The sequence below is a fragment of the Pseudomonas paralactis genome, from assembly GCF_001439735.1.
GTDB lineage: Bacteria > Pseudomonadota > Gammaproteobacteria > Pseudomonadales > Pseudomonadaceae > Aquipseudomonas > Aquipseudomonas paralactis.
The window spans coordinates 168634-181200 of the sequence record NZ_JYLN01000001.1; the positions used below are offsets into that span (position 1 = coordinate 168634).

General features: G+C 60.4%; 10 protein-coding genes. 4 read left to right on the top strand and 6 right to left on the bottom strand.

The window, feature by feature from the left end:
- Nucleotides 1-36: 36 nt before the first annotated feature.
- Complete coding sequence (locus tag TX23_RS00725) at nt 37-738, top strand: sterol desaturase family protein (RefSeq protein WP_057700588.1); 702 nt, start codon at nt 37-39, stop codon at nt 736-738.
- A gap of 5 nt (nt 739-743) precedes the next feature.
- On the opposite strand, the gene TX23_RS00730 is transcribed toward TX23_RS00725, so the two are convergent.
- The 6 genes from TX23_RS00730 to TX23_RS00755 form a co-directional block, all read right to left on the bottom strand.
- Complete coding sequence (locus TX23_RS00730) at nt 744-2189, bottom strand: hypothetical protein (protein ID WP_057700589.1); 1446 nt, start codon at nt 2187-2189, stop codon at nt 744-746.
- A 148-nt stretch (nt 2190-2337) separates the two neighbouring features.
- Nucleotides 2338-2718 carry a hypothetical protein gene (locus tag TX23_RS00735; RefSeq protein ID WP_057700590.1) on the bottom strand — a complete coding sequence of 127 codons (381 nt, stop codon included), beginning with the start codon at nt 2716-2718 and terminating at the stop codon, nt 2338-2340.
- A 2-nt stretch (nt 2719-2720) separates the two neighbouring features.
- Entirely contained in the window at nt 2721-3716 is a 996-nt protein-coding gene (locus TX23_RS00740) for a hypothetical protein (RefSeq protein WP_057700591.1), read from the bottom strand.
- Between the two features lie 139 nt (nt 3717-3855).
- Nucleotides 3856-4920, bottom strand: a complete 1065-nt coding sequence (locus tag TX23_RS00745; RefSeq protein ID WP_057700592.1) for a lipocalin-like domain-containing protein — start codon at nt 4918-4920, stop codon at nt 3856-3858.
- A complete protein-coding gene (locus TX23_RS00750) occupies nt 4910-7372 on the bottom strand; it encodes an ABC transporter permease (RefSeq protein ID WP_057700593.1) in 2463 nt (820 codons plus the stop codon). Before TX23_RS00750 ends, TX23_RS00745 begins: the two co-directional genes overlap by 11 nt.
- Before the next feature lies 1 nt (nt 7373).
- A complete protein-coding gene (locus tag TX23_RS00755) occupies nt 7374-8042 on the bottom strand; it encodes an ABC transporter ATP-binding protein (protein WP_057700594.1) in 669 nt (222 codons plus the stop codon).
- Nucleotides 8043-8323: 281 nt separating this feature from the next.
- Here TX23_RS00755 and pmrG point away from each other — a divergent pair, with 281 nt between their 5' ends.
- The 3 genes from pmrG to TX23_RS00770 all read left to right on the top strand — a co-directional run bounded on the left by pmrG (nt 8324) and on the right by TX23_RS00770 (nt 12366).
- The gene (gene pmrG / locus TX23_RS00760) at nt 8324-8986 is read left to right on the top strand and encodes a lipopolysaccharide core heptose(II)-phosphate phosphatase PmrG (RefSeq protein WP_057700595.1); all 663 of its coding nucleotides are present in this window, start codon (nt 8324-8326) and stop codon (nt 8984-8986) included.
- 185 nt (nt 8987-9171) lie between these two features.
- Entirely contained in the window at nt 9172-10827 is a 1656-nt protein-coding gene (gene arnT, locus TX23_RS00765; protein ID WP_057700596.1) for a lipid IV(A) 4-amino-4-deoxy-L-arabinosyltransferase, read from the top strand.
- 21 nt (nt 10828-10848) lie between these two features.
- Nucleotides 10849-12366: an ArnT family glycosyltransferase gene (locus TX23_RS00770; RefSeq protein ID WP_057700597.1), complete on the top strand. Its 1518-nt coding sequence runs from the start codon at nt 10849-10851 to the stop codon at nt 12364-12366.
- Nucleotides 12367-12567: the final 201 nt, after the last annotated feature.

Below are 12567 nucleotides of genomic sequence, written 5' to 3' on the forward strand. Positions count from 1 at the left end.
AGCTCAGTCTCGAACAAAAACAACGAGCAACCCGCCATGCCCGATCTCACCGAAACGTTCCGCAGCCGCTACCGCGCCAATGTGAGCCGCCATTACAACCCCTGGTTACACGCCGCGTTCGTCCTCGGCTACGGCATTACCTGCATCACGCTGGCCTGGTCTTCCACCGCAGAGATCACCGCGCTGCAGTGGCTGACGGTGCCCTTGACCCTGGTGTTCTTCAACCTGTGCATCTATCTCGTGCACCGCCACCTCGGCCATCACAAACACCCATTCGCCCGGCTGTTCTACGCACGCCACACCGGCGACCACCACAGTTTCTTCACGCCAGGCCATATGACCTACGACAGCCCACGGGACTGGCGCGTCATCCTGTTCCCTGCCTGGTTGATCATGCTGCACAGCCTGGCCATTACCCTCCCCGCCTGGTGGCTGCTCAAGCAACTGAGCCCCAACGTGGCGGGGTTGTTTGCCGGGTGCATGATCCTCGGCTACCTGCTCTACGAGGTGTTCCACGCCTGCGAACACTTGCCCGCTGAACACCCGGTGGCACGCCTGCCGTGGATTCGCCACATGCATCGCCTGCACGCCCTGCATCATCGTCGCGAGCTGATGCAGGGGCGTAATTTCAATATCGTGTTGCCATTGATGGATTACCTGTTTGGCACGCTGCATTGGGAGCCGGCCACAAAAAAAGGGAGCAGCCCAAATGGACTGCCCCCTGCTTCACACTCGTAGATCAATCAGCGCACGATGGTCTGGCTGCAAATGTGCCCCAGGCTGACGTATTGGGTGATATTGCCGCCTACGCCCACGCCCGGAAACTCCTTGAGCTCGATGCGCCAGCCACCTTCGTTGAACCAGGTTTCCCAGTTGTAAGTCTGGCCCGACGAGCTGTCCGGGTACCGCACCTTGTAGTCGCCGGAGCAAGTGCCCAGGGCGACATTGCCCGAGGCTGCCCCCGTGATGCCGGTCTTGGCTTCATAGTTGACCCAGTTATAAGTGGCGCCAAAGTGCTTGTCGACCCGCAGCACTGGTGTGACCCCGCGCAATGGCTCACCGGTGCTGTCCGACCATTGGGTGCTCCAACTCAGATTGCGGGCTGCCTGGGTGGCCAGCTGGAAGATTGAGCTGGGAATGCGCACTACGTTGTCGCCGTTCACGTTGTGCTGGTTCAAGCGAGGCGCCGAGCCCAGGGTCAATTGGTACTGCGCCTGAGTGTTCAACGCTACCGCCGGGTTCGCCCGTACACGTACCTTGACCGTATAGCCAGGAGTCAGGTTCGGATAGGTGGAGGTGGAATCCGGCTGAATCACTACCCAGTTATTACCGTCGAAACGCTCGAAGATCCACTGGTTGCGCGTACCCGCACCGTCATCACCCAGGAACATGCCGACACCCTGCCCGCGCAGCGACGTGAACGAGAAATAGTCCACATCATTGACGCTGTCGAGGTTACCGCTCACCTGGTTCAGCGCATCCGGCAGGGCAAACGCGGTTTGCTCGGTATCGTTGGGCTCGTAGGCATCGATGTTGCTGTCTACCGCCACGCCGAAGCTGAACTGCGAGTTGCTCGCGGCATTGGCCACCATGAACCAGTAGTAGTCACCGGCCGGCAACACACCATTGAGGTACTCATCGGCATTGCCAGCGTTATCAGAGGTGCCCAACGGGGTCAGATTACCTTGGCCGTCATCATGGAACAGCGTCAACGACATGTCAGTGCCGACGCTCTGATTCAACAACTGCACCTGAATTCGCGCATTCTTCGGCAGGTTGAAGTGGTAGGCGATCTGCGCGCCAGTCTCCACCCCGGTGACCGTGTAGAGGGTGTTGATATCCAGGGTTGGGAACAGCGGAGTGAAGGCAGCAACCGCCGCTTCCTTGAGTTTCGCCTGATCGGGCTTAACCAACTGACCCACCTTGGCATCAACCACCGCATTATTGGCGGCGGCCTTGGCGGCTGACACTTTGGGCTTGCCGGCCTTGGCTGCATCAAGCTTTTGCTTGAATGCGTCCGAGACAATGGCCTTCTCCACTGTGCCACCTTGTTTCAACGCTTTGTCCACGGCCTGCTTGACCGTCTGCGCACTGAGCTTGGGAGGGGTTTGCTCGGCCAGGGCAAAGGCCGAAACAAAGCAGGAGGCCATCATGGCCGCGCCTAGCATAAGGGCTTTTTTCGATTTCATTTTTTATCCATCCATAGCTAAAAAATTGAAGCTCAGGTGACCGGTGACATCCGGTCACCTGGGATGGACTGTAGGACAATACTGTATTTATGTACAGTATTTTTTTACAACGTATGTGCTCCTGGTTTTCTGCGAGTGAGCGCCCTTTCTATGGAATTGGGATATCGAACCACTTATGCCAAACAACCCAAACGATCATCGCGATAATCCAGATAGTAGAAAGACGATAGGGCCACAAAGCCCAACGTTTGAGCGCCAAGGGAATAGAAGCCAGCTCAGCCTCGGTCACGAGCCCTGCTTCCAGGTATCGTTTGGGCATTGAAAGGATGTCAATTATCAGACCCATGCGATGGAATCTGTCGATCCGCTGATTTTTTCTCCAGATGCGCTTATGTCTTTGAACCTTTTCGTTTTCACTGAAGTGGCTCTCCAACTCATCTAGCTTTGTATACTCGGCAAATAGCATGAGTCCTAACAAGACGAGTACACCAGCAGACAGAACAATCGTGTAGGCAGTAAATAACCACATCGTTAAGTGCCCTCAGGCTGGAACATCAAATCACCACCCTCCACGGCAATAATTTTTCCACCCAGGAAAGCTCCCTGTTCACCCAAAACAATGCCACCGGCATATCCTGCCGAGGCGCTGCCGATAACTGCGCACATAACCTGACCGCCACTCTTCATGGAAATACCCATAAATACGTGGCACGCGCGACGAGCTGATTTTGCCCCCGTGTAACCACCCCAAGCAGCTCCCGTCACGCCAGCCACCAACCTCCCCGCCTCCACATACTTCGCCCGCCGACACTGCGCCTCCCTTCCCACCACACACGCCTCCCTGATTTCCAAACCCGCCACGCCCACATCCAACGCCAACCCAAGATATGTTCCTTGCTTTAACCATTTCGATATCTGCGTAATCGTCTGAACCCGCTGCGCATACCCCGCAATCTCGCCTTGATGCAGATAGCTTTTGGTCGAAATCCCAAGCTCTCCCTTCAGCGGTTGATTGCCACGCAACCTCGAGCCAAATCGTGCCGCCCCTTGCAGTTGCGAATCCAAAACGCCAAACATCCGTTGGCGTTGGCGTATAAACGTCTCTCTGTCCAAACCACCGTCCTTCAATTGGCGATGCAGTTGCTCGATTTCTTCCAAAGTATGTGCAACCTCCTGCAGGTGCCGGCTCCAAGCCGACGTCGCACTGCCGATGCCTATCGAGCCATACCCCAGAATGCTCTGCGCCAAGTCGTAATTTGTGTTTCCTGCTCCATCGAGCCGCCTATCCTGGTCCAGTTGGCGACTAATCTTTTCAGCGTGGCGCATCAACCAGGCTTCTTCGATTGTGCAATGGGTACTGGACGTTTCTGGAACGATCACCAACTCACCCGGCCTCACCATTCCTTGGCTCAGATGTTGATTCAGCACATCAAAATGATCTGGGCCCTGCAACAAGCCTGCGTGCCACAGCCGCGATTTCAAAAATGAGTATGGTGTTGACTGTTGATTTATGTAGCCGTACGCCATGTCCTGGATTCCGATACCGAGAAAAATGGCATCGAAATATAAGCAAGCACCTACAGCCCGGACACGAGCAGACGGGGGTCAAAAAATACGTTTGGGAAGTTGCCTACACAGCAAAAGATAAGCGCCTACAGAAGACGCCCTAATACCCCGTCATCTCCAAATACCCCACCCCACCTTCGAACTTCACCGGCCCTTCCCAGTAGGGAATCCCCAGGTTCATCCACGCCTTCGGATTGAGCGCCTCGGTGGTGATGTCCAGTTGTTTGCCGGGGATCTTCAGCGACCAGCGCGTGGGAATGCTGCGCCCGTCGATCTCGGTGCTGGTCAGCGGTACAAGTTGAATATCTGCGTTATGCAGGGTCTCGGTGCGGCCCTGGGCGTCGATCCAGGTGCCGGTGAGATACCCGCCGCCGTCTTTGTCCCGCACGCGAAAGAGCATCAGCTGTTCGCCCCGGTCCAGGTGCAGGGAGAACCAGTCCCAGCCGGTCTGGCTGGCGGCCAGGGGTTGGCTGCTCCATTCGCGGTCGAGCCAGGCCCGGCCGCTGACTTCGTACCTCTGGCCGTCGATGCTCACGCTGCCGGTGGCGGTAAAAAACGGCTGGCTGTAGTAGTAAGACGCCTGGCCCTGGTCGGATTTACGGCTGTAGCCGTTGTCGCCTTGCAGCACCAACGGGCGACTGGAGGTCAGTTGCAGGTCGTAGGCGAATTGCGCGCCATTGGCCTTGAGTTGCATATCGGCCAGCGCGCTGGTGGCGCCTGGGCGGGTGGCGAAGTTCCAGTCATCGATCCAGGCATTGAACGGCAGCGCCTGCGCCCCGGCCTGGCCGACGCCACCCCGGGCGAAGCGTTCGGCGGCGTAGTGGCGTGTGGCGCTGGTGACGGCGGCGTGGCCGAGCCAGATCGTGGAGTCGCGCCAGCCCGGTGGCATCGCCCCGGCATTTACAGCGTTGCGAAACAAGGTCCATTGCACGCCGAAGACGTTGCCCCGGGCGTCCTTGAGGTTGGCGGTGACGTACCACCATTCGATGCGAAAGCCTGGGTGCGGGCCGTGATCTTCGGGGAAGCTGAAGACTTTACCGGGGACCACCTGGGCAAACTCCGCCGCATCGCTGCCCAGCCCGGCGAAGCTTTCCTCGGGCGCGGGCGGCTTGTCGCAAGCACTCAACAGCAACACCACCACCCACCCCCACGCTTTAATCTTCACGGGCAAAGGTCCTCAACAAATCCGCCGGGCGGCTGCGGTAGAGCTGCCATAGCGGCCAGGCCGAGGCCAGCAATGTCGCCAGCATCGCCAGCCCCATCAACTGCGCAAGCTGCCCGGGGAATACCTGCAACGGCAGGCGCCAGCCGAACGCCTGGACGTTGATCACTGCATCCAGGCACCACGCCAGCAACAGCCCCAACGGCAGCGCCAGGACCAGCGTCAGTACCGCCAGCAGCCAGGTCTGGCCGAGGTTGAGCAGCATCAGTTGGCGACGCGTCACCCCCAGCGCCCACAGCGGCGCAAGTTGCCCCAGGCGGCTCTGGCTCTGGGTCAGCAGGCTGATGAACAGCGCCACGCCCGCCACGCCCAGGGTCAGGCTGTTCAACGCAGCGGTGGCAGCGAAGGTGCGCTCGAAGACCTGGCTGGACCAACCCTTGAGTTGTTGTTGATCGACAATACGGCTGTCTTCCAGGGCAAACTCACGCTGCACTTCACCTATCAGGAGCTGCACATCCTGCGGCGCCACCCGCAGGTTGAAACGCACCGGTGACAGCGTCGGCCAGTGAATCAGCAGGTGCCTGGCGTTGACCAGCAGATGGCCCTTGGGGTTGCCATAGTCGGCGTAGATCCCGACGATTGTCGGCGCCCATGTGCCCTGGGGCGTGGGGACTTGAACCCTGTCGCCCAGGCGCACGTTCAAGCGCCGCGCCAACTGCTCGCTGAGCATCACGCTGTCATCTTGCAGCAAGCGGTCCCAGGGCGTGCTCGCTGCCTCCAGCAGCGGCCAGTGCTGACGGTAGGTGGGGTTGTCGACCACACCAAACACTTCTGCCGGCCAGCCTTGCAACTGCACCGCGACCTGCCAGCTGGGCAGCACCGCCTGCACCAAGGGCTGCTGGGCCAACCAGCTGTGCAGTTGCTGCGCCTGGGCCGGATTTTGCGGGTTGAGGTAAAGCTCGGCGGTTAGACGTTGTTCCAGCCAATGGTTGAAGGTCTGGCGAAAACCCGAGGTCATGGAGCCGGCGCCGATATTCGCCGCCAGCGCCAACAGCAGCGCCATCAGGGCCAGGCTCAGGGCTGGCAGCTGCTGGCGACAGTCGGCGAGAAACCATTGGCCCAGCACCGAACGACTGCGCCCCAGCACGCCTTTCAACAGCGCATTGAGCAGCACCGGCAAACTCAGTGCAGCGCCCAGCAGCAAGGCCGCCATCAGCACGAACCCGGCGGCCAGGCTGTTGCCTAATCCCAGGGCCAGCAACGCGATGAGGAGCGCTGTGACAGCAACCCAACCCTGGCGCCGCAACCAGCGTCCATGGGCCTCATGCCAGGCCTGGGCATTGGCCAGCGCCAGCAACGGCAAACGCGCCGCACGCCACAGGCTGCTGGCCCCGGCGAGCACGGCACCGAGCAGGCTCAAGCCCAGCCCTGCCAGCCACCACCCGGGGCTCAAGCTCAGTTGGCCTGCCACTTCGGCCCCGTACAGGCCGCGCAAGCTGGCGGCGACATCCGGCAGCAACAGGCTGGCCAACAGGTAACCACTGGCAACCCCGAGCAAGCCGCCCAGCAACGCCAGAAATCCCAGTTCAACCCCCAGGCTGAGGATGAGCATTCGCGCACTGACCCCGCAGGCACGCAGGGTGCGCAGCAGGCCTCGACGTTGTTCCAGGGCCAGGCCGATGGCTGCGTGCACGATGAACAGCCCCACCACGAAGGACAAAAAGCCCAAGGCATCGAGGTTCAGGTGAAAGCTTTCGGTAAGGCGTGAGAGGTTGTTGTCCTCGCCCTGCTTGAGTTGCAAACCGGCGGGCGGCTGGGGATGGCGGGCGGCGAAAGCGTTATCCAGCAGCAAGCGCGACAGCCGCCCCTGCATGTCCAGCAAGGGTTGGGCAAACCCGATATCGGTGAGCAGCGTACCGGGAGCCATATCCGGCTGAACCTGCAACGGCGGCAAGCGCTGCCCGTTGGCCGTCAGCGGTTGTTCGCCTGCGCGCAAGCCGAGCGCTTCCAGGGTTTGCGCGGCAATCCAGGTACGCCCCGGCGCCTGGAAAAACGCCAGCATTTGCGCCTGACTCAAACGCTGCCCCGCCACGCTGCCGCTACCGGGTAACGATACCGGCTCGATGCCCATCAATTGCAGCCGTTGCTCTTCATGCCCCTGGAGTACGACTCGCCCCTGCACCACCGGTGACACCGGCCACCCGGCGCGGCGCAGCTGTGCAAACAGCGCCTGAGGGAAGGCGGCGCCGTCCGGTGCGCTCAAGCTGGCCTGCGGTTCGCCGCCAATCAATTGGCTGGCGCGCGCGTAGCCGTCCCGCGCCTGGCTGTTGAGGGCCTGCACGCCCGTCAATAATGCGGTCGCCAGCCACAGGCCGGTCAGCACGCTGAAAAACTGCACCGGGTGGCGTCGCCAGTGGCTCAACAAGGCACGCAACGCCCAATAGAACACCGCCATCTCAGCGCGCGTCCATCGGTACGACGCGGCCATGGTGCAGCAACACTTGCTGGTCCAGGCGTGCGGCCAGGCGTGGGCTGTGGGTGACCATCAACAGGCTGGTGGGGCTGTCGCGCAGCAGATCCAACAACAACTGCAGCACTTCATCGCTGGTGGTTTCGTCCAGGTTGCCGGTGGGCTCATCAGCCAACAGCAAACCCGGGCGCGAGGCCAGTGCCCGCCCTACCGCCACCCGCTGCTGCTGACCGCCGGACAGTTGCTCCGGATAACGCTTGAGCAAGTCGCCCAGCCCCAGGCGCTCCACCAGCTGCGCCTGCCAATGCGGATCGAAACGCCCCGCCAGACGCGCCTGGAAGGCGAGGTTGTCTTCCACGCGCAAGCTGCCGATCAGGTTGAACTGTTGGAACACCAGGCCGATTTCGGTGCGGCGCCAATGGGCCAGTTGCCCTTCGTTGAGCTGGTCCAAACGCTGCTCGCCGATGCGGATGCTGCCGCCGTCGACCCGATCCAGGCCGGCCACCAGGTGCAGCAAGGTACTTTTGCCACTGCCCGACTCGCCCATCAGCGCCAGGCTGCTGCGCGCCCCCAGGGACAGATCGACACCGGCCAGCACGGCCAGCGGACCTTGGGGAGTGGCGTAGTGTTTGATAACCCCTTGCACCTGCAACATAGGAACGCTCACTTGAAAGACTGCCGTTGAGAATAACGGCTGAGGGCAATGCCCACGCAAATTTTTCACATGGTTTTCACTGCCCGCCCATCCCCGGCACTTTAAAGTGCGTTCACAGTGGTGATAAGTCCCAACTTGTTAGTTGCCTGCCCTCACACTTTTCACGACGCAAATGTTCAGCAAAAAGACAGCAGTACTGTGACAGGCTGCTGCTCCAAAACCGGCTAACTGCACCTTTTATAAACACAACTAGAGCACCGAGGGTTAACAGCGTGGCAGACATGATCCTGGCCAACCCAAAACCCAAATGGGCAAGGTTAAAGCGCCTGAAAAAATACCGCCTGCACATGCTGGGCATCACCATGACCAGCCTGCTGCTGGCAGGTTTTCTGTTATGGCCCTCTTCACCACTCGACCTGGGCGTCGGCAATCGCCTGGTCACCTCCGGGGTGCTCGCCAGCTGGCGCCAGGGCGACGTAGTGGTGCTGGTGCGCCATGAAGAACGCTGCGACCGCTCGGAAAACCCCTGTTTTGGACCGGCCCACGGCCTCACGATTCTGGGCACGCAACGCGCGAGCGAAATGGGCAAAGCCTTTGATTCATTAGGCATGGAGGCAACCGACGTGTTGAGCAGCTCTGCCACACGTACCGCCCAAACCGCACTGTTCATGTTTGGCAAGACCGAGCTTTCCGCGGCGCCACTTGCCCTGTGTGGGGATGCAATTGCAAAGGAAATCCTCAGTCACAAACACCCTGGGCGCAACCTGATGCTGATCACCCATAGCGGCTGCATCAGCGACCTTCAGACAAGCTTGGGCTTTCCCCACGCTGCAGCCGCCGAATACGGCAGTGCGCTGTTCGCCAAAGCTTTGCCCAACGGCAGCCTGGAAGTTATCGGCACTCTGAAAAGCCAGGAATGGGCCGCAGTACTTAAACAACTTTAATTACACTTATTTACATATCCAGCAGCTATTACGTTCAGCAAAACGACAGCCCCGCTCTGGCATGTTTAGTTGCGCCTCTTAGTTAGGCTACCCCTTCATTTCGATTCAGTGAACATTCTGATGCTCGGCCCGATTAACTTAATACGCACACTGCACCTGATAGAACGTCATGGAGCGACGTACTCATGACGCGCTTGAATCCTCTGTCCTGGTTAATTCTGGGTTTTGCCGTTTTCTTCTTGCTGCCCCTGGGTTTTCACGGCCTGTGGATCCCGGATGAAACCCGCTACGCCCAGGTCAGCCAGGAAATGCTGATGAGCGGCAACTGGGTAGCGCCGCACTTTATGGGCGTGCGTTATTTCGAAAAGCCCGCCGCGGGTTATTGGCTGATCGCGCTGGGCCAGGCGGTGTTTGGCGAGAACCTGTTCGGCGTGCGCATCGCCTCGGTGCTGGCCACGGCGTTGAGTGTGCTGTTGGCCTACCTGATCGCGCGGCGCCTGTGGAACGACCCACGTAAAAGCTTCGCCTGCGCACTGCTCTACATGAGCTTTGGGCTGGTGGCCGGGCAAGCGGGCTATTCCAACCTGGATCCGCAGTTCACCTTATGGGTCAACCTGAGCCTGGTCGCCCTGTGGTTTGCCCTCGACAGCCCTTCCTTACGCGGGCGATTGGGGTGCTGGGCATTATTGGGGCTGGCGTGCGGCATGGGGTTCATGACCAAGGGGTTTCTGGCGTGGCTGCTGCCGGTATTGGTCGCGGTGCCTTACCTGATCTGGCAGCGCCGCGTCGGCGAGCTGCTGCGCTACGGACCGTTGGCGATTGTGGTCGCGGTGCTGGTTTGCCTGCCGTGGGCATTGGCCATTCATGTGCGGGAACCGGATTACTGGCGCTTTTTCTTCTGGCATGAGCACATTCGCCGCTTCGCCTCCGACAACGCACAACATGCGCGGCCCTTCTGGTTTTTCCTGCCGATCATGGTGGTGGCGTGCCTGCCGTGGGCCGCGCTGCTGCCGACGACACTGTGCAAGGCCTGGAAAGAAAAACGCCAACCGGCAATCGCCTTTCTCGGCCTGTGGTTGCTGCTGCCCCTGGGCTTTTTCAGCCTGAGCAACGGCAAGCTGCCGACCTACATCATGCCCTGCCTGTTGCCTCTGGCGTTGTTGATGGGCCACGGCTTGATCGACCTGATCAAGCAAGACAAGGCCCGTACGATTGTGATCAACGGCGCGGTCAATTTCGTCCTCGGCATGGCCGCCATGGTCGGGCTGATTTACCTGCAAATCACTGACCCGCTGTACAGCAACAGCCACGCGGAGATGTTCAGCCTGTCCCTGGCGTTTATCGTGCTGCTGGGCTGGATCCTCGCCAACCTGTTGCAAGCGGTGCGCCCGCTGACGCTGTGGGCGATGCCGGCGCTGGGCATTGGCTTGCTGGTGGCCCTGCTGCCGGCGGGAATGCCGCAGTTGATCGCCGATAACGAAATGCCTGATCAGTTCGTGCTTGAGCACCTGGACGAACTGCAACACACCCGTGCTTTGCTGAGCAACGAACTGGGCCTGGCGTCGGCGTTGTCATGGCGCCTGCGCGAGCCAGAGGTGGCGTTTTACGGTACCGAGGGCGAACTGCGCTACGGCTTGCATTACGAAGAGGCGGCGCACCGCAAGGTCACGCTCGACAACGTGCAAGCCTGGTTGGCCGAGGCCCGCGAGCGAGGTTCGGTGGCCGTGCTGATGCGAGTGCACAGCACCAGCGAACACCGCGAAGAAGGACAGTTGCCGCCCGGCGGCAAGCGCTATCGCAAAGGCAACCTGGTACTGACGATTTACCCCCAACACCCTTGATCGCCGTTGCAGGAACAGACCATGAGCCTATGGAAAACCGAACGCGGCGCCCTGGTCTTACTGCTGGGCGTCTCGGCCTTGCTTTTGTTGCTGGGCCTGGGCAGCCGAGACCTGTGGGGGCCGGAGACGCGCTGGGCGAACATCGCCTTGCAGATGCTGCAAAGCGGTGATTACTTCGACCCGTATCTCAAAGGCACGCCGTATTACGATAAACCCCTGCCCTCCTACTGGCTGATCACCGGTTTCGCCCATTTGATGGGCGGCCTTGGCCCGTGGTCATTGCGCCTGTCATCGGTGATTGCGGCGTGGCTGAGCATCTGGCTGGTGTACCTGATCGGCGAACGGCTGTTTCGCAAAGGCACAGGCTTGATCGCCGGCTGGATGCTCGCCACCACCTTCTACTTCCTGTTCTGGGCCAGGGTCGCCACCGCCGACATACTGACCGTGTGCGGCGTGCTGGCCGCCGTGTGGTGGTATTGGCGCGGGCCGGAAGATACCCGACTGGGTCGCTACACAGTGTTTTTTCTGTTGCTGGCGGCGACGTCATTGTTCAAGGGCTTGATCGGTTTTGTGCTGCCGGGGCTGGTGCTGTTGCCACACGTGCTCAGCGAGCAGCGCTACAAGCGCCACCTCAATCTGCGCCTGCCGTTGGCCATGCTGATCGCCGCGGCGTTTTACGCGATTCCCTTCGTACTGTCCCACCACTACAGCACGCCGTTCTATGGCCAGAGCGGTCTGGAGTTGGTGTTCAGGGAAAACGTGGTGCGTTTCTTCAACCCCTTCGATCACATGGGGCCGATCTACACCTACCTGATCTACCTGCCGGTCTACACCCTGCCCTGGGCTCCCTGCTGGCTATCGGGTTTGTGGTTGGCGGTGCGGCACTGGCGCCACACCCCGCCCAACGTGCGCTGGCTGGTGTGGGGCCTGGGCCTGTTGTTTGTATTCTTCACCGCCAGCGGCAGCCGCCGAAGCTATTACGTACTGCCGCTGGTGCCGTTTGCACAACTGCTCGCTGCCTGGTGGCTGAGCGAACGCCTGCAACAAAAACCGGCGAGCTGGCCGCGCTGGCAAAAGGGCTTCGGCATCAGCGCAGGCGTGCTCTTGCTGGTATTGGGCGTGATCTACCCCTGGACCACCGGCAACGGCGGCGTGACCCGCTTCGCCGAGGATGTGCAAGCCCAAGCCGTGAAAAGCGCACCGTGGAACCAATGGCAAATGGTGCTGGTAGAGGTCGATAACAAGCTGCCCATGTACCTGCAAAACCACGGCAAACCCTTCTACTACGTCAGCGAAACCCAGAACTACCCCCGCCAGGGCGACAGCGCCGCGTTCATGGCCTGGCTGGAAAAGACCAGCGGCCAAAGGTTCGATCCGCAACACACGATTGTCGTCGCGCAGTACTCCCGAGAAGATCCGATGCCGCTGGCGTTTCTGGGCGTGGATCATCGAGTGGTCACCACACAATCGGATAATGGCGAACGCTTGTTTCAGAAGCGTGAGGAGGGGAGCGTGGCGTTTGTTCCGATGCCACGCTGAGACTGTGGGAGCAATCCCGTTTTGAAGATGCGTTGCTCTTGCTCGACAGAGCCTGAGCCACGGCGCTCGATTGTGGCGAGCTGCTCGAAGAAATGTGGGAGGGGCGGTGCGACGACTCGACTTGCCCCCGATGGCGCCGGGTCAGTTGATATATCTGCTGCTGACACTCCGCTATCGGGGGCAAGCCGTAATGTCTGTAGG